This window comes from Halorubrum sp. PV6, from assembly GCF_003990725.2.
Classification (GTDB): Archaea; Halobacteriota; Halobacteria; order Halobacteriales; family Haloferacaceae; genus Halorubrum.
Genome location: NZ_CP030064.1, coordinates 244,744 through 262,273 on the forward strand (window position 1 = coordinate 244,744; position 17,530 = coordinate 262,273).

Sequence of the window (17,530 nt, forward strand, 5' to 3'; positions counted from 1 at the left end):
TCACGCCGCCAGAATCGTTGTTTCCGTCTGTTGAAACATCTTCAGGCTGTCCCTGAAATGACGTTTCAGGCGCTCTTATCCGGATACAGAATTCACTTCTCAGACGGTGGTCCGTGCGAAGAAATCGTCGGGGTTCGAGGTGACTCCGACGCTGCCCGCGTCAGTCGTCGGCGGTCGGTCGCGGTTCGGCCGGTGGCTCGGGGTCGTCCACGAGTTCCGCGTCGGCTGTCTCGTCGGGTTCGTCGGTCGCCTCCTCGGGCCGGTGACGCTCTCGGAGTTCCTCGACCGAGCGCGCCTCGATGGTGTGATGGCACATGACAACACGTAACAAGTATTAATCAAATAAAAATCTCACGCCGATCCGGGCGTAGACGCGTCTCAACGAGGGGAATCGCCGACTGTTTCGAGGAGAAATCACGGCGGGTCCGGTTGTGCCACCGAACTCACGGCCACTCCGCCTCAGATCCCGGCGGCCATCGCGAACAGCGCGACCGAGATAATCGCGAACAGCCCACCAACACCCATTTTGATAGTCTCCGTGTTCAGCGCCGTCGAGACGTACGGCGCGATCTGCCCGCCGAGCGTGGTCGCCGGAACGGTCCAGACGACCATGTTCCACGGCGTCGTCGCCAGGTCGATCGAGTGACCGCCCACCAGTCCGCCGCCGAACACGTGGACCACGGACGCCAACACGGCCGTCGTCGCGACGACGATGTGGTTCGTGCCGATCGCCACGCGAACCGGGACCTCGGTGCGGAGCATCGAGATGATCCCGAGTTCGCCGATGCCGAAGCCGGCGAGCCCCTGAAACACGCCGCCGATGCTGTAGTTGGCGAACCGTTCGAGGTAGCCGCCCCGCGAGTAGACGTAGTCGTCGCCGTCGCGGTCGACGCGGGTGACCGTGCCGGAGTCGTCCGTCTCGACGCCGGCCGGCCCCAGTTTGTTCTCGTCGTCGGGGAGGTCGCCCGACGAGCCGCCGTCCGTCGCGACCTCGTCGCCGTCGCTGCTGGTCGGTTCACCGTGGCCCAGGTCCGCGCGCAAGAGCAGGTACGACGCCGCGATCAGCGCGATCCCTAACAACGCGTGGAACAGGGGCTCGGGGATGACGAAGGAGAGCAGCGCCCCGCCGACGACGAAGGGGACGCCGCCCAACACGAGCGACAGCGAGAGTCGGCGGTCGACGAGTCCGTACTGGATAAAGGCGAGCGACGAACTCGACAGCCCGAACGACTCGCTGATGAGGCCGATTTTCACGAGCGTCGTCGGTTCGAGCGGGTACGCGACGAGCGGGAAGACGAAGATGAGGAAGGGGACGAAGAGCGCCGACCCGCTGATGCCGACGGTGTTGACGATGATCGCTCCGAGCGCGAACGCGAGGAACAACCACCAGTACTCGGTCCAGTAGTCGATTCCGGCGTCGGTTGGCGTCGGTGCGAAGCCGTACACCCCTGCCACGAACGCGAGCGGCGCGAGGAAGACGATGACGTGCTGGTACCGCAGAAAGGTACGCTGCACGCCGCCGGACAGTGAACTGCTCATTGAGTGGTGAAACGCGAATTACGGAGATCGATATAAATAGGTTCTTATCCGTGCTAATTCGCGTGAACGATTGTTTGGGTTCTCCGCGGTTGCCCGGCTCTCTGCCCGCTCCGCGGTGCCGGTCGCTTTCGGCTCACTCTGCAGTGCCGGTCGCCTTCGACTCACTCCGCGGGTCGCTCACGTTCGGTCCGGTTACACACGGTCACGTCGTACAGCGCGGTCCACCGGTACCGCCGGCCGGTCCACTCGAACTCGTCGTGTGCGAGCCCGTAACACAGACACGCGAGCGAGAGCGCGTACCCCGGCACCGCGAGGAGGAACGTCCACCGCCGGTGACCGAGCGCCGCGTACGCCGCCGCGGTGACGCCGGTCACCAGCGGCACGGTGACGAACGGCGCGAGAAGCGCCCCGAGGAGGACCGCGAGCGCCGTCAGCATCCGCGACGCGATGCCGGTCGGATCGAGGTACAGCCCCATCCGCGTCCAGCGCACCCGCCGAGAGAGCGTCTCGCGGAGGGTCCCGTCGACGGGCATCTCGCGCACGAGCGAGCGCGCCGTCTCGATTCCCTCCGCCCGCTCCGCCAGCAGGGCGTCGTCGCCGACCGTTCGTCGGAGGTCGTCGACGAACCCGTCCACGTCGATGTCGCCGCGACGGAACGCCATCGTCCCGCCCCAAACGCCCGTGTTGAAGCGGACGCTGCTCGCGACGCCCACGGCGCTCAGCGGCTCCAACAGCTTCCCGAGCGCCCCCTCGCTCACCAGGATCGGTGCGGTCGAGAGGACGTGTCCCTCGGGGAGGGCGGCGAGCCGTCGACGGACGGTCGCGAGCCACTCGTCGCCGTGCCGAAAGTCGGCGTCGGTACACACCAGCCGGTCGTGGGTCGCGCGCTCGATGCCCGCCGCGAGCGCGTTGCACTTCGCCGAACAGCCCGCCGGCTCGCCGGCCACGACGACCGTCGCGGCCGTCTCCGCGGCCGCCTCGACGACCGGATCGTGTGGGCCGTCACAGGCGATCACGAACTCGTCGTCCGGCGCCGTCTGCGCCGCCACCTCCGCGCAGGCATCGGTCCACTCGCGGGTCGGTAACACAACACTCACCGGCGCGGTCGGGCGCTCCTGCATCACCTCGACGGTCGGCGACGGGCGTAATATATCCGGGGGTGGCCTCCGGCGACCCTCCAGACCCGCCATCGGCACGGCCGGCGTCGTTTCGCGGACCTGAAATTTCCTCGCTTATATACTCTGAAATAACGTGTAGTGGCGAGAAGAAAACGCTTAACACACTCACTCGGCGACCCGCGAACGACGACCATGAGGCGACGGGGGCGAGCGATTCGTGGCGCTGTGTCGCTTATGAACCGAGTGGCGGCCGTCGGCGGCCGACCGCCGCGGGGAGCCGAGCCGTGACCGACGGACCCACCCTCCAGATCGTCGACGACGCGGAAGACGATCCGGGCGGCGCGGTCCCCGCGCCGGTGCCCCCCGACGACCCCGAGGCGTGGTACGCGCCGGCGGTCCGCGCCCAGTACGAGTCCGAGCCGGGCGTCGTCGCGACGATTCGTGAGCGCGACGGCGGCCGCTTCGGGTACGACGTGCGCGAGCCGCCGCTGTCGACGGCCGACGAGCGCGCGCTCGACCGCGTTCGCGACCACTTCTCCGACGTTCGCCACCGACGACCGCTCACGCGCGTCGGCGTCGTCGAGCGAGCCGAGTCGGGGTTCGAGCCGAAGTACGAGCGGGCGCTCACCCGCCTGATCGACGCGAGCGCGGCGGCGCGGCGCCGGATCGACTACCACGCGCTGCGGGACCTCAGACTGCTCGGCGACGTGACGCCGCTCGCCTTGGACGACCGGATCGAGGTGGCCGACGTCGGCGACGAGCGCGAACTGGTCGTCCACACCGAGACGTTCGCGCCCCTCGAAACCGGCATCGACGCCGACGCCGAGCACGTCGAGCGGGTCGCCGCAGAGCGGCTCGCCCGGTACGCGGTCGACTTCGCGGGCCTGTCCGTCGACGTGGTCGTCGCTCGCGAGCGGCTCCTCGGCTCGGACGCGTTCGAGACGAAGTACGCCGTCCGGGAGCCGGACCTCCTCCCCGGCGACGAGGCGCTGATAGCGGAGTGTAAAGAGCGGATCTGGGAGACGACCGTCAACGGCGTCGTCGACGACCGCGAGGCGTTCGTCGCCGAACACGCCCGCCGGTTCCTCTCTCGACGGCTCACGGCGCGTAACACTCGCGCGTGGCTCGGCGCGGCGGCCCACCGCGTCCGCTCCGCGCTGGCCGACCGGGGCCTCGCCGTCCCGCCGGTCGACTCGCGGTACGCCCGCGATCGGCTCGACGACCTGGCGTACTACGTCCTCCGCGACTTCGTCGGCGAGGGCATCCTGACGGTGCCGATCCGCGACCCGAACTTAGAGGACGTCGAGGCCAACCGCGTCGGCGAGCGCGTGAAGGTCGTCCCTCGGCCGTCCATCGTGGCGCACGGCGACGGCGACGCGCCGACTCCGGACGCGGGCACCCGCGTCCCGACGAACCTCGCGTTCGAGGACGAGACCGCGTTCGTCAACGTCGTCACCGGGCTGGCGGCCCGCGACGGCACCGAACTCAACGCGTCGACGCCGTCGGCGAAGGTGAACCTCGACGTCGACGGCGTCGACGAGACGATCCGGTGTGCGGTCGCGCTCCCGGTCATCTCGGAGGGCGGCCCACACGTCTCGATCCGCAAGCAGAGTGCGGACGCCTTGACGCCCGTCGACCTCATCGACCGCGGGACGCTCGGTCCCGACCTGGTCACGCTCCTGTGGCTGCTGTACGAACGCCGGGGCGTCGTCCTCTTCGCCGGGCCGACCGGCGTGGGGAAGACGACCCTGCTCAACGCCCACACCCCCTTCATCCCGTTCGACGACCGCCCCGTCTCGATCGACGAGGGGTCCCGCGAGGTCCGGCTCCCGCACGAGACCGGCGTGTCGCTCACGACGCGCGACCACGAGGACGCGTACAAGGCCGTGAGCATGTCCGAACTGATGGCCGAGGCGAACTACTTGAACCCCGACGTGGAGGTGATAGCCGAGATCAACACGCCCGCGAGCTTCGAGACCTTTGCGGAGACGCTCAACACCGGCCACGGCGTGATCGGGACCACTCACGCCGAAGACGTGGAGGCGCTCGTCAACCGGGTCATCGAGCGCGGGGTCCCGGCGTACCTCTTGCGAGAGGTCGACGTGGTCGTCTTCCCCCAGCAGGTCGACGGCGAGCGCTACGTCTCGCGGGCGGTCGAACTGCTCTCCGAGGCGGAGTACGACGCCCTCGACCCCGAGGCGAAGCGCAGTCCGACGGGGAACCCCAGACACGGCGGCGCCGGCGTCATTGAAAAGGGAGCGGAACCCGTCTACTACAACACCATCGCGTGGCGCGACCCCGACGGCGCGTTCCGGTTTCCGGGTGCACCGGGCCGGTCCGACGCCGGCGGCGCCGGGTCCCCCTCCCGCGGCGCTTCGAGCGCTTCGAGCGCGTCGCGCGACGACCGCCGCCTCCACGCCCTCGCCCGTATCGCCGATCACACCGACCGCGACCGCGCCGCCGTCGAGGCCGAGTTCGCGTCCAAGCGCCGGTACGTCGAGTACCTCGCGCGCGAGGGGGTCGACGACTTCGACGCGCTGTTCGAGTTCCTTGCGGACCTCCGGACCGACGAGGCCGCCACGGTCGAGCGCGCCGCCCGCACGATGGGCGGCGGGGGCGCCGGCGGTTCGACGGCGCGAGAGCCGACGCCCGAAACCGAGCCCGCGACCGGGGAGGACCGCCCGTGACCGACTCGTCGCTCGGGCGCGCGGACGCCGGCGAGTCGCCGGGACGCGGCCGCGCGCTCGACGCCGCCGAGACCGACGGGTTCACCCGTGCCGCCGACGCCTCGGTGGTCGACCGCGTGCTGTACGCCCTGTTCGCGCGGCACGCGAGCGACCGCCGGCACGACGCCGACCGGAAGCGCTACCGCGGCACCGCCCTCGACACGGGGTTCGAGACCTACCTGTCGCGCGTGTACGGGCTCTCGTGGCTCGTCTGTCTCGTCGTCATCCTCCCGACGCTCCTCGTCGCCGCGTCGAGCGCCCCGAGCCTGCTCGCGGCGGCCGACGCCCGCCTCGGCGCGCGCGTGCCGGTCCCGTTCGGGTCGCTGTCGGCCGACCGCGTGGCGGTCGTCGTCGCCGGCGTCGCCGGGTTCCTCGCGAAGCGCGCGACGGTGCGGCTCGGCGGGCTCCACCTCCGGTGGCTCACCGTGACGCGCCGGACCGACATCGAGCGGACGCTCCCGCCCGCGGTCCGGTACCTCGAACTGCTCGCGGCCGGGAGCGACGGCCCCCGAGAGATGGTCGCGAAGGCGGCCGCCGCCGACGCGTACGGCGCGACCGCCACCTCGCTCCGGAAGGCGCTCAACGCCGCGCGGCTCGCCGGGAGCCTCGACGAGGGGCTGCGCCGGGTCGCCCGCGACACCCCCTCGCGAGAGCTGCTCGCGCCGTTCCTGCTCAAGTTCCGCAAGCACGCGGCGACCGGCGACGCGGCGCTCGCGGAGTACCTCCGGACGGAGCGGCGGATGCTGGCTCACCGGCAGGACCGCGCTCGCAAGCGCGCCCGCCGGTTCCTCGAACTCCTCACCGAACTGTTCGTCGTCGTGTTGGTGTTGCCGGCGCTGCTCGTCATCGCCGCCACCGCGCTCACCGTCGTCGTCCCCGAGCTGCTCCCGCCGGTCGACACGCCGGTCGGGGTGGTGCCGACGCGGGCGGTCGTCCTCTACGGGGCCGTCTGCTTCCTCGTCGTCATCGGGCTCCTCGGCGCGGTCGCGGTCGGCACGCTCCGTCCCCCGAGCCAGCGCGCGAGCTACGACCTGCCGGCGACGCCCCGCGCTGTCGTCGCCTCCGCGGGGCGGAACCCGGCGAGCGCGGCGGTGGTCTCGCTCCCGCCCGCCGCGCTGCTCGCCGTCGCGCTCGCGTTCGCCGGCTACACGCTCGTCAACGTGGGGCTCTTATCGTACGCCGCCTTCGCGGTCCCCGTCGGTGCGGTCGCCGGGAGACGCACCCGGATCGACGACGCGAAGGACCGCGAACTGGCGGACTTCGTCCACGCCGTCTCGGGTCACGTCGCGCAGGGCCGTCCCTTCCCGGCCGCCGTCGAGGCGGTCGCGCGCGACGCGGACCTCGGCGTGCTCGACGACGACGTGGCGGACCTCGCGTTCGCGCTCCGGTCGACGACCGCGACGGGAGACGCGACGCGAGCGGAGCAGGCCGCCGCGACGACGGGCTCGGTCGACGTTCGCGCGGCCGCCATCGACCGGTTCGTCGAGCGCGTCGGCACCCCGCTCGCCGAGGGGACGCTCGACCTCGTCACCGACGCGTTAGACGCCGGTAGCGACGCGGACGCGGTGTTCGAGACGCTCCGGATCGAGGTCGGGCGACTCTACAGCGAGCAGCGCGCGCTCCGCTCGTCGATGCACCCGTACGTCGCGGTCGGCTGGGCGGCGGCCGCGCTGGTCGCGGGGGTCGTCGCCGTCGTCAACACGCAGGTGATAGACACCGCGCGGCTCGCCGCGCTCGCCGGCGCGACGGACCTTGTGGCCGAACCGGAGACGGTGCTGCCGGAGTTAGAGCGGTTCCGCCTGTACGTCGTCACGCAGGCCACGATGCTCGCCTCCGGGTGGTTCGCCGGCACCGCCTCTCGCGGGCGGTACCAGGCGCTCTTCCACTCCGGCCTGCTCGTCGCGCTCTGTTACGCCGTCTTCACGGCCGGCGGGCTGCTCTGATCGGCTTCGCAAACGATCGTCGGGGCTCTCCGAGTCGCGACCGACCTCCCTACCCCCTCGCGACCGATCACCCGCGCATCAGCCGGAGTACCTCGTCGACGACCTCCGGTTCGACGGCCGCGACGTACCGGCTTCCCGGCGTCAACGCCGTGTCCGGCTTCGAGATCCGGTTGCCGTCCTCGCCTCCGATGCCGATCGATTAAAGTGAACTTGTGCTAACCAACCGCTAGTGGTTATCATCGACGCGGACGCCGACAGACGGGCTCGACGGACGCCGCGGTCCGGGGGCGTCGCGTGACCGACGCGACGCTCGCGGTCGTCGCCGGCGCGACCGAGACGGCCGCCATCGAGGGCATAAGCGCCGCGGGCGCCGATCCGACGCTCCGCCGACACACGCCGAGCGCGGACCTCGAAATCGTCGCCGACGGCCGGCCCGGCGCCGACTCGCCCGTCCCGGTCAGCCCGTCCGGCTGTCCGACGCCGGCGGTCGTCACCCGCGCGGTCCGAGAACTCTCCGAAATACGCTTCGTCGGCGTCGCCGCCGGACTCGCCGTCCCGACCGCACCGGCCTCGGCGCCGACGCTCGACGCGAACGCGACCCCCGGCGGCGACGTCCGGACGGCGGAGCCGGTCCCCGACGCGGAAACCGTCTTCGAGCGCGGCCGCGAACTGGCCGGGCGAATCGGAGCCGACTCGGCCGCCGGCGACGCCCCCGGCGAACTCCTCGTCGGCGAGACGATTCCCGGCGGGACGACGACCGCGCTCGGCGTCCTGACCGCGCTCGGCGAGCGCCCGGTCGTCTCCTCGTCGCTGGCGGCGAACCCCGTCGCGCGGAAGCGGGCGGTCGTCGAGGAGGGGCTGGCCGCGAGCGGGCTCGCGCCCGGCGACGCGGCCGGCGACCCGGTCGAGGCGATCCGGCTGATGGGCGACCCCGTGCTCGCCGCGGCCGCGGGCCTCGTCGTCGGCGCCGTCGACCGCGGCGTCGACGTGACCCTCGCCGGGGGCACCCAGCTGGCGACGGTCGCCGCGCTGGCGCGCCACGCGGGCGTCGACCGGCGGCTCCCGCTGGCGACGACGACGTTCGTCGCCGACGATCCGACCGCCGACGTCGCGCGCCTCGCCGACGACCTGGACCTGGCGCTGACCGCGACCGATCCCGCCTTCGACGCGAGCGACCACCCGGCGATGCGGGCGTACGCCCGCGGCGAGGCGAAGGAGGGCGTCGGGATGGGCGGCGCGCTGGCGCTCGGCGACCGCGCGGGGGTCTCGAACGCCGCCCTGCGCGAGCGCGTCGCCGCGATCACCGACCGACTGCTCGCCGAACGCGGCGACGAGCGAACCGCGGCGGACGCGGCGAGGGGTGACGCCCCGTGAAGGGGGTCGTCCTCGGCGGGGTGCGCTCCGGGGTCGGCAAGACCGTCGCGACGCTCGCGGCGATCCGCGCGCTCGACGGCGCCGGGCGCGCAGTTCAGCCCGCGAAGGCCGGGCCCGACTTCATCGACCCGAGCCACCACGAACGCGTCGCGGGGCGCCCCTCGCGAACGCTCGACCTGTGGCTGCAGGGGGCGGACGGGCTCCGCCGGAACTACGCCCGCGGCGAGGGCGACGTCTGCGTCGTCGAGGGCGTGATGGGGCTGTACGACGGCGACGGGTCGAGCACGGCGGCGGTCGCCGAGGCGCTCGATCTGCCGGTCGTGCTCGTCGTCGACGCGAGCGCGGGCATGGAGAGCGTCGCCGCGACCGCGCTCGGCTTCCGGGCGTACGCGGAGCGCGCCGGCCGCGACGTCGACGTCGCCGGCGTGATCGCTCAGCGCGCGCACGGCGGCCGCCACGAGGACGGGATCCGCGACGCGCTCCCGGACGAACTGGCCTACGTCGGTCGGATCCCGCCGAACGACGAGCTCTCCGTCCCCGAGCGCCACCTCGGGCTCCACATGGGCGCGGAGTCGCCGGTGCCCGAGGACGCCCTCGACGCGGCCGCCGAGGGGCTCCGAACCGAGCGCCTGCTCGACATCGCGCGCGAGCCGACCGGCGTCCCCGAGCCGACCGAACGGGCGGAGCCGACCGGCGACGACCGCCCCCGCGTCGCGGTCGCCCGCGACGACGCCTTCCGGTTCCTGTATCCCGCGACCGTCGAGCGCCTGCGCGAGCGCGCGGTCGTCGAGCCGTTCGCGCCGACCGCGGGCGACCCGCTCCCGCCCTCTGACGGCGTCTATCTCCCCGGCGGCTATCCGGAACTCCACGCCGCCGACCTCGCTCGGGGCCCGGCGCTCGACGACCTCGCAGCCGCGGCCGCCGAGGGCGTCCCGGTCCTCGGCGAGTGCGGCGGGCTGATGGCGCTCGCCGAGTCGCTGACGACCGCCGAGGGCGAGACGCACGCGATGGCTGGCGTCCTGCCGGCCGACGTGCGCATGCGCGACCGGTACCAGGCGCTCGATCACGTCGAACTGCGGGCGCGGCGGGACGCCCCGACTGCTGTGACGGGCGAGACCCTGCGGGGTCACGAGTTCCACTACTCGACCACGGATGTCGCCAGCGACGCGCGGTTCGCCTTCGACGTGGAGCGGGGGACCGGGATCGACGGCGACCGCGAGGGACTGATCGAACACCGAACGCTCGGAACGTACTGTCACGTCCACCCGGAGAGCGGGGCGTTCGACGCGTTCCTCGACGGGCTGTGACGACGATGGCGACCGGACCCCTGCTCGTCGCGCTGGCGCTCGCCGTCGCCCTCGACGCCGCGTTCGCGGAGCCGCCGACGCGGGTCCACCCCGTCGCCCTGTTCGGGTCGGTCGTCGGGCGCTTCGACCGGCCCTGGGCGCACCCGCGAGCCGTCGGCGTCGCGGTCGCGGGCGGACTCCCGCTCGCCGCCGCGGCGCTCGCGGGCGGGGTCGTCGCGGCCGCCGCGCTGTGCTCCACCGCGCTCGCCGCCCTCGTCGCGGGCGCGATCCTTTTTATATCCGTCAGCCTCCGGCTGCTCCTCTCGACGACGGCCGAGGTCGTCGAACTGAGCGAGACCGACCTCGCCGCCGCCCGAGAGGCGCTGCGCGCGCTCGCCGGCCGAGACGCGACCGACCTCTCGCCGGGGCAAGTCCGGAGCGCGGCGGTCGAGAGCGCGGCCGAGAACCTCGCCGACGGCTTCGTCGCGCCGCTTGCCGGGTTCGTCCTCGGCGCGACGCTCGGCGTCGCTCTCGGCGGCTCCGGCGGGTCCCTCCCGCTCGCCGCCGGGGTCGCCGGCGCGGCGTGGGTCAAGGCCGTGAACACGCTCGACTCGATGCTCGGCTATCGCTCGACGCCGACCGGGTGGGCGAGCGCCCGGCTCGACGACGCCGCGATGCTCCTCCCGGCCCGCGCGACCGCCGGCTGTCTCGCGGTCGCCGCCGGGTCGTTCGGGGCTCCTCGCCGGGCCGCGGCGTGGGCGCGGGCGCCGTCGTCGCCGAACTCCGGGTGGCCCATGGCGACCGCGGCCGCCGCGCTCGACGTGCGGCTGGCCAAGCCCGGCCACTACGTCCTCAACCCGGCCGCGAACTTCCCAGAGGTCGCCGACGGGGAGCGAGCGGTCCGGCTCGTGGGCGTCGGCGGCGGGGTCGCGGTCGTCGTCGCGGTCGGGTGGCTGGTCGCGGTCGGGTGGCTGGTCGCGGTCGGGTGGCGCCCCCCGACCGGCCGGGCGCTCGCGACCGACGTACTAATCGGGGTGGCTGGATGGTCCTGACCGCGCTCCGCGGCGCGCTCGGCTTCCTCACCCGGCTCCCGGTCGGCCGCGACGAGGAGGCGTGGGCGGCGTTCGCTCGGTCGCCGTGGACGTTCCCCGTCGTCGGGTACCTCACCGGCGCCGTGGCCGCGGCACCGCTGCTCTTGGCCGGGCCGCCCGCCTCGGTGCCCGCCCCGACGGTCGCGCTCGGCTTCGTCGTCGCGGTGTACGCGATCACCGGCATCGGCCACCTCGACGGCGTCGCGGACCTCGGAGACGCGGCGGTCGTCCACGGGGACCGCGAGGCGCGCCGCGCGGTGTTGAAGGACTCGGCGCTCGGCGTCGGCGGGACGGTCGCGCTCGCGCTCGTCGTCCTCGGACTGGCGACCGGCGCGCTCGGGCTGCTCGAACGCGGCCTCGCCGCCGACGCCGGGCGCGTCCCCCTCGCCGCCCTCGGGCTGGTCGTCACCGCGGAGGTCGGCGCGAAGGCGGCGACCGCGACGCTCGTCTGCGTCGGCGACGCGCCGCACGAGGGGCTCGGCTCCGCGCTGACCGACGAGTCTGGCTTAAAGGCGCTCCCGGCGGTCGCCGCGCTGGCGGCGCCGGCCGTCCTCCTCCCGTGGCCGCGGGTCCTTCCGGGGGTCGCGGCGCTCGGGGCCGCGCTGGCGACGGCGGCGGTCGTCGCCGCCTGGTCCCGCCGGCGGCTCGGGGGCGTCTCCGGCGACGTGCTGGGCGCGACGACGGAGCTGGCTCGCGTCGCCGCGCTCCACGCGGGGGTGATCGCATGGACGTGCTGCTGATGTGCGGCGGTCGCGGCACTCGCCTCGACGGAACGACGGAAAAACCCCTCCGGACCGTCGCGGGGCGGCCGATGGTCGACCGGGTCCTCGACGCGCTCGCGGCGAGCCGGGCCGAGACGACCCACGCCGTCGTCTCGCCGCACGCGACGCGAACCCGAGCGCACCTCGCGGAGCGGGCCGAGGACGCCGCGTCGCTCTCGGTCGTCGACGCGCCCGGAAACGGGTACGTCGCCGACCTGCGGTACGCGCTGGACGCGATCGACACGGCCGGCGCGCCAGTCCTCACCGTCGCCGCCGACCTCCCGCTGTTGGACGGCGCGGCGGTGAACGCGGTCCTCGCGGCCGCCCGCGCCGCCGACGGCGACTCGCTGACGGTGTGCGTGCCGGCCGCGAGGAAGCGCGAACTGGGCGTCAGCGCGGACGCGACGACCGAGATGGGCGGCCGCGAGGTCGTCCCCGCCGGCATAAACGTCGTCGGTGGGAGTGCGGCGGACGGCGACGAGGGCGACGGCGAGCGAGACGCCGGCGGCGCCGTCCACCTCACCGACGACGCGCGCGTCGCCGTTAACGTCAACTACCCGTCGGACGTGCGTACCGCAGAGCGACTCCTGAGGGCCGACACGGCAGGAGGCGACACCGACACATGAACCTCGACACCGCGCTCGGCGTCGACCGCGAACCGCACGGCAGCAGCGACGACCCCGACCTGCTGGACTTCTCGGCGAACACCAACCCCGCGGTCCCGCCCGGCGTCGAGACCGTCTACCGCGAGGCGTTCGCGGACGCCCGGTCGTACCCGGCCGAACCGCCCGAGGCGTTCCGGGAGGCCGCGGCCGCGTACGTCGACTGCGACCCGGAGGCGGTCGTGCCGACGCCAGGCGGGCTCGCCGCAATCAGAGCCGCCGTCGGGCTGGCCGTCGGGCCGGGCGACACCGCACTGCTTCCGGCGCCGAGTTTCGGGGAATACGCCCGCGAGGTCAGGCTGGAGGGCGGCGAGCCGGCGTTCGTCGACGCGGATGCGGTCCTCGACGCCGACCCGTCAGACCACGCGCTCGCGGTCGTCTGCGCGCCGAACAACCCGACCGGAACCGACTACGCGCGGGCGGATTTGGAGCGATTCGCGGCCCGGTGTCGCGCGGCCGACACCGTCCTGCTCGTCGACGAGGCGTTCCGCGGGTTCACCGACCGCCCCTCGCTCGCGGGGGCCGACGGCGTCGTCGTCGCCCGCTCGCTGACGAAGCTGTTCGGGCTCCCCGGCGTTCGGGCCGGGTTCGCCGTCGCGACGGGCGAACTCGCTGCGGGGCTGCGAGCCGTCCGGCGCCCCTGGAACGTGAGCGGGCCGGCGCTGGCGACCGGCGCGCACTGCATGCGCCAGACGGGGTTTATAAACGACACCCGCGAGCGGATCGAGGCGGAGCGCGCCCGGCTCCGGGCGCGACTCGCAGAGCGGTACGAGGTGGCCCCCTCCGAGGCGCCGTTTCTCCTGCTCGATGTCGGCCCCGACGGCCGCCCGGTCGAGCGGGTCGTCGCCGACGCCCGCGAGCGCGGCGTGGCGGTCCGGGACGCGACCACCTTCCGCGGCCTCGACGCCCACGTTCGGGTCGCGGTCCGCCGGCCCGACGAGAACGACCGACTGCTCGCGGCGCTGGGCGTCGGCGACGACTCCACGACCGACGCCGACACGGAGGCGGGACCGAATGTTTGACGCGACCGTCCGCGACGGCGTCCTCAGAGTGTCCCGGCCGGCGACCCGCTGGCTCTCGACCGGCTGGAACGGGGGTCGCTCGCGGGCCGACGCCGCCGACAACGTCTCGGTCCCGGAGGGGTTCGACCGCACCGACCTCGGCGCGTACCGAGCCGAGCGGCTTGCGCGCGCCGGGTTCGACGCCTCCGGGGACGCTCCGGTCCTCTTCACCGGCGTCGCGATGGACCACGCCCGAGGCGCCCGATACGGGCCGGTCGTCGCCTACGCCACGGTCGGCCTCTCGAACCCGGCGATGCTTCCGGTAGCGCCCGAGGGGGCGAGCGATCCGACGAACGACCCGGCGAACCACCCGACGAACGACCCGGCGATCGACCCGACGGGCGCCGCGGCCCCGGACGAACGGCCCCCAGATGGCGGCTCTCCTCGGCCCGGCACGGTCAACCTGATCGTCGGGACGAGCCGGTGCCTCGCGCCCGGCGCCGCGGAGAACCTCGTCGCGGTCGCGGCCGAGGCGAAGGCGGCGACGCTGCTGGCGACGGCTGGCGTGCCGGGGACCACGAGCGACGCGGTCGTCGTCGGCGACGACCCGGAGGGGGAGCCGGCAGCGTTCTCGGGCAGCGCCACGCCCGTCGGCGCGGCGGCCCGCGTCTGCGTCCGGGACGCGGTACGTGCGAGCCTGCGGTCGCGGTATCCGGACGGCGAGACGCCCGGCCCGGCGGCCGACGCCGACCACGGCGTCGTCGCCGACGAGCGAGCAGCGGTATTTAACCCATGACACACGACACCACAGACTCCGACGAGACGGACGCATCGACCGACGACCAGACTTCCGCGGCGCGGACCCCCGGCGGCGGGGCCGCCCCCGAACCGGCGCCGATCGAACCGGCCGCGCCCGACGAGTTCGGGCTCGTGCAGGCCTGGTGGGGCGACGGCAAGGGGAAGACCACGGCGGCGATGGGGATGGGCTTCCGGGCCGCGGGCCACGGCTACCGCGTCCACATGCTCCAGTTCATGAAGGGCGGCGCGGACAGCGTGGAGGGCGTCAGGGGCGAGTACAACGCCATCGCCGCGATGCCGGGGTTCACCTACGAGAACGCGGGCCACTACGGCTGGCACGGGCTGCTCGACGGCTCCGCGGACGACGAACACGAGGCGAAGGCGGGCGCGGCGTTCGAGCGCGCGACCGAACTCGTCGCGGGGGCCGGCGAGGCGGCCCTACGCGAGCCGCTCCCGCTCGACGGCGACCCGGACGACGGGGTCCACCTGCTGATCCTCGACGAGGTGCTGTACGCCGCCGACCGGGGGCTCGTCGACCCCGCCGACGTGGTCGACCTCGCCGAGTCGAAGCCCGACGACCTCGAACTCGTCCTCACCGGGAGCCACGCCGAGCCGGCGTACCTGGAGGGCGTCGCCGACCTGATAACGAACGTCCGGAAGGTGGCGCACCCGTTCGACGCGGGCCACCGCGCCCGGCGCGGAACGGAGTACTGACGCCCGTGTCCCCCCGGAGGCGCCGATGACGGAGACGGTCCTGATCGCCGGCACCGCGAGCCACGCCGGGAAGAGCACGCTCGCGGCCGGTCTCTGCCGACTCCTCGCCCGCCGGGGCGTCTCGGTCGCGCCGTACAAGGCGCAGAACATGAGCAACAACGCGCAGGTCGCGCTCACCCCCGACGGCGACTGGGGCGAGATCGGCGTCTCGCAGTACGCGCAGGCGCGGGCCGCCCGCGTCCCGGCGACGACCGACATGAACCCCGTCCTGCTCAAGCCCCGCGGCGACGGCGAGAGCCAACTGGTGATAGACGGCGAGGCCGTCGGCCACTTCGCGGCGGGCGCGTACTACGACGACCACTGGGACGCGGCGCGGGACGCGGCGGTCGCGGCGCACCGCCGGCTGGCGGCCGATCACGACGTGGTCGTCGCCGAGGGCGCGGGGAGTATCGCCGAGATCAACCTCCACGACCGCGATCTCGCTAACGTGGAGTGTGCCCGCTTCGCCGACGCCGCCGTCCTGATTGCGGTCGACATCGAGCGCGGCGGCGCCTTCGCGAGCCTCTACGGCACCCTCGAACTCCTCCCGGACGACGTGCGCGAGCGGGTCGCCGGCGCGGTCATCACCAAGTTCCGCGGCGACCCGTCGCTGCTCAACTCCGGCATCGACGAGATAGAAGCCCGGACGGGCGTCCCCATCGTCGGCGTCGTCCCCCACGACGATCCGGGGCTCCCGGCCGAGGACAGCCTCTCGCTCCCGGACGAGGCGGCCGGCGACCGCGGCGTTCTCGGCGGCGACGACGGGGTCCCCGAGGAGTCGTCGGTCCGGATCGCCGTGCCGCGCCTCGACCGCCTCTCGAACGCCACGGACCTGGCGCCGCTCGCGCGCGAACCCGGCGTCCGGGTGGCGCTCGTCCCGGCCGACCCGGCGATCGACGACCCGTTCGGCGACGCCGACGCGGTCGTGCTCCCCGGATCGAAGAACACGGTCGACGACCTGCTCGCGCTGCGCGAGGCGGGCGTCGACGAGGCGCTCGCCCGCTTCGAGGGGCCGGTCGTCGGGATCTGCGGCGGCTACCAGCTGCTCGGCGAGCGGCTCACCGGCGCCGATGCGGAGGGGACCGGGTCGCGCTCGGCGGTCGACGGTATCGGCCTGCTCCCCGTCGAAACGCACTTCTCGCCGGACAAGCGCGTCGAGCGCGTGACGCGCGCCGTCGACGGCGTCGGCCCGCTGTCCGGCGCCTCCGGGACCGTGACCGGCTACGAGATCCACATGGGTCGGTCGTCGGCGACGGCCCCGGTCGCCCGCCCGTTGGGGCCGGAGAGCGCGGCCACCGACCGCGTCCTCGGGACGTACCTCCACGGGCTCTTCGAGGACGAGGCCGTCCGCGAGGCGTTCCTGACGACCGTCTTCGAGGCGGCGGGCAGGCCGCGGCTGACCCGCCGGTCCGAGTCGGACGCGAGCGCGTCCGGCGACAGGCGGTCGCCGTACGACCGCGCCGCCGACCTGTTCGCCGAGAACGTCGACCTCGCGGCCGCCGGGCTGGACGACCTCGCCTGACGCCGCCCGAGACGTTTATAAATACCAGCGCGCGGCCCGCGCTCCGGGCCGACGGCCACCGGCGCCGGAAGGTATATTGTTTTGAATACCCAATACTGGGGCATGAGCGACAGTGCAGACGCGGCCGACGGCGGCGACGCGGGCAAAAGCGAGCGCGAACGCATCCGCGAGCGCAAGCTCCGGGCGCTTCGCGAGGAGCTGGAACGCGACGGGGAGATCGGCAGCGACTCGTCTGACGGGGACGGCGGGACGCCGGCGGCGACGCCGAGCGAACCGATCGAGGTCGACGGCCCCGAGGCGTTCCGGCGGGTCGTCGACGAGCACGACGTGGTGTTGGTCGACTGCTACGCCGACTGGTGCGGGCCCTGTCAGATGATGGAGCCGACGATCGAGGCGCTCGCGAGCGACACCGACGCCGCCGTGGCGAAGGTCGACGTCGACGCCAACCCCGGCATCGCCCAGCAGCTCGGCGCGCGGAGCATCCCCACCCTCCTCGTCTACGCCGGCGGCGAGGCGGTGGACCGGTTCATGGGCGCACAGGACCGCGCGACGCTCGAATCGGCCATCGAACGCGCCGCCTGACCGGCGCGTCCCCGTCCCGATCCGGCCCCGCCACACGCCGCCCAGCGGTACCTATTTTTGCCGCGGCGGCGTGTCGCCGGCTATGGTCTCCCGCGAGAACGCCGTCATCGGGACGTGTATCGCCCTCACCTTCGCGATCGCCCTCGCCGTCGAGTCGCTGCGCGTCTCGTATCCGGGCTGGGCGCCGCTCGCGCTGTTTCTCGGCGGCGGCGTCGTGGTTCCGACGATCATAAACGAGACGCTAGACCACAGATAGACTATTTAAACAGACCCCGCGACCCGCACGGCGGCTCGTCCGTGTCGCGTGTGGGTCAACGACTCGTCGTGTCCGGGACACGCTCGTCGCGTCTGGAGCGTCGATGCCCGCGAGTCGC

16 protein-coding genes are annotated in these 17,530 nt (G+C 73.5%); 14 read left to right on the forward strand and 2 right to left on the reverse strand.

Annotated elements, in window-relative coordinates; all coding sequences use genetic code 11:
- The first annotated feature begins 106 nt into the window (after positions 1 to 106).
- Positions 107 to 328, forward strand: coding sequence for a hypothetical protein (locus DOS48_RS14880; protein ID WP_168654236.1), 222 nt, complete (start codon positions 107 to 109; stop codon positions 326 to 328).
- A gap of 131 nt (positions 329 to 459) precedes the next feature.
- Here DOS48_RS14880 and DOS48_RS14885 read toward each other — a convergent pair whose 3' ends face one another.
- Both DOS48_RS14885 and DOS48_RS14890 read right to left on the reverse strand, forming a co-directional pair.
- A complete protein-coding gene (locus tag DOS48_RS14885; protein WP_127116510.1) occupies positions 460 to 1,539 on the reverse strand; it encodes a sulfite exporter TauE/SafE family protein in 1,080 nt (359 codons plus the stop codon).
- Positions 1,540 to 1,700: 161 nt separating this feature from the next.
- Positions 1,701 to 2,660, reverse strand: coding sequence for a glycosyltransferase family 2 protein (locus DOS48_RS14890; RefSeq protein WP_127116511.1), 960 nt, complete (start codon positions 2,658 to 2,660; stop codon positions 1,701 to 1,703).
- A gap of 281 nt (positions 2,661 to 2,941) precedes the next feature.
- On the opposite strand from DOS48_RS14890, the gene DOS48_RS14895 reads away from it, so the two are divergent.
- From DOS48_RS14895 to DOS48_RS14955, 13 genes are all read left to right on the forward strand, one after another.
- Positions 2,942 to 5,344: a type II/IV secretion system ATPase subunit gene (locus DOS48_RS14895; RefSeq protein WP_244629352.1), complete on the forward strand. Its 2,403-nt coding sequence runs from the start codon at positions 2,942 to 2,944 to the stop codon at positions 5,342 to 5,344.
- A complete protein-coding gene (locus DOS48_RS14900) occupies positions 5,341 to 7,326 on the forward strand; it encodes a type II secretion system F family protein (RefSeq protein WP_127116512.1) in 1,986 nt (661 codons plus the stop codon). Before DOS48_RS14895 ends, DOS48_RS14900 begins: the two co-directional genes overlap by 4 nt.
- A 294-nt stretch (positions 7,327 to 7,620) precedes the next feature.
- Positions 7,621 to 8,700: a nicotinate-nucleotide--dimethylbenzimidazole phosphoribosyltransferase gene (locus DOS48_RS14905; protein ID WP_127116513.1), complete on the forward strand. Its 1,080-nt coding sequence runs from the start codon at positions 7,621 to 7,623 to the stop codon at positions 8,698 to 8,700.
- Positions 8,697 to 10,007 (forward strand): cobyrinic acid a,c-diamide synthase, encoded by a 1,311-nt coding sequence (locus DOS48_RS14910; protein ID WP_127116514.1) that lies wholly within the window; start codon positions 8,697 to 8,699, stop codon positions 10,005 to 10,007. Before DOS48_RS14905 ends, DOS48_RS14910 begins: the two co-directional genes overlap by 4 nt.
- A 5-nt stretch (positions 10,008 to 10,012) precedes the next feature.
- Positions 10,013 to 11,038 carry a CobD/CbiB family cobalamin biosynthesis protein gene (locus tag DOS48_RS14915; RefSeq protein ID WP_127116515.1) on the forward strand — a complete coding sequence of 342 codons (1,026 nt, stop codon included), beginning with the start codon at positions 10,013 to 10,015 and terminating at the stop codon, positions 11,036 to 11,038.
- On the forward strand, positions 11,029 to 11,817 hold the full coding sequence (gene cobS, locus DOS48_RS14920) for an adenosylcobinamide-GDP ribazoletransferase (protein ID WP_127116516.1): 789 nt from the start codon (positions 11,029 to 11,031) through the stop codon (positions 11,815 to 11,817). Before DOS48_RS14915 ends, cobS begins: the two co-directional genes overlap by 10 nt.
- Complete coding sequence (locus DOS48_RS14925) at positions 11,817 to 12,464, forward strand: NTP transferase domain-containing protein (RefSeq protein WP_127118811.1); 648 nt, start codon at positions 11,817 to 11,819, stop codon at positions 12,462 to 12,464. Before cobS ends, DOS48_RS14925 begins: the two co-directional genes overlap by 1 nt.
- Complete coding sequence (locus DOS48_RS14930) at positions 12,461 to 13,522, forward strand: histidinol-phosphate transaminase (protein WP_127116517.1); 1,062 nt, start codon at positions 12,461 to 12,463, stop codon at positions 13,520 to 13,522. The genes DOS48_RS14925 and DOS48_RS14930 overlap by 4 nt, the downstream gene beginning before the upstream one ends.
- Complete coding sequence (locus DOS48_RS14935) at positions 13,515 to 14,297, forward strand: adenosylcobinamide amidohydrolase (RefSeq protein WP_127116518.1); 783 nt, start codon at positions 13,515 to 13,517, stop codon at positions 14,295 to 14,297. The genes DOS48_RS14930 and DOS48_RS14935 overlap by 8 nt, the downstream gene beginning before the upstream one ends.
- Complete coding sequence (locus tag DOS48_RS14940; RefSeq protein WP_127116519.1) at positions 14,294 to 15,013, forward strand: cob(I)yrinic acid a,c-diamide adenosyltransferase; 720 nt, start codon at positions 14,294 to 14,296, stop codon at positions 15,011 to 15,013. The genes DOS48_RS14935 and DOS48_RS14940 overlap by 4 nt, the downstream gene beginning before the upstream one ends.
- Positions 15,014 to 15,038: 25 nt before the next feature.
- Complete coding sequence (locus DOS48_RS14945) at positions 15,039 to 16,574, forward strand: cobyric acid synthase (RefSeq protein ID WP_127116520.1); 1,536 nt, start codon at positions 15,039 to 15,041, stop codon at positions 16,572 to 16,574.
- Between the two features lie 102 nt (positions 16,575 to 16,676).
- Positions 16,677 to 17,156, forward strand: a complete 480-nt coding sequence (locus DOS48_RS14950) for a co-chaperone YbbN (RefSeq protein WP_127116521.1) — start codon at positions 16,677 to 16,679, stop codon at positions 17,154 to 17,156.
- Between the two features lie 82 nt (positions 17,157 to 17,238).
- Positions 17,239 to 17,412: a hypothetical protein gene (locus DOS48_RS14955; RefSeq protein ID WP_158283828.1), complete on the forward strand. Its 174-nt coding sequence runs from the start codon at positions 17,239 to 17,241 to the stop codon at positions 17,410 to 17,412.
- Positions 17,413 to 17,530: the final 118 nt, after the last annotated feature.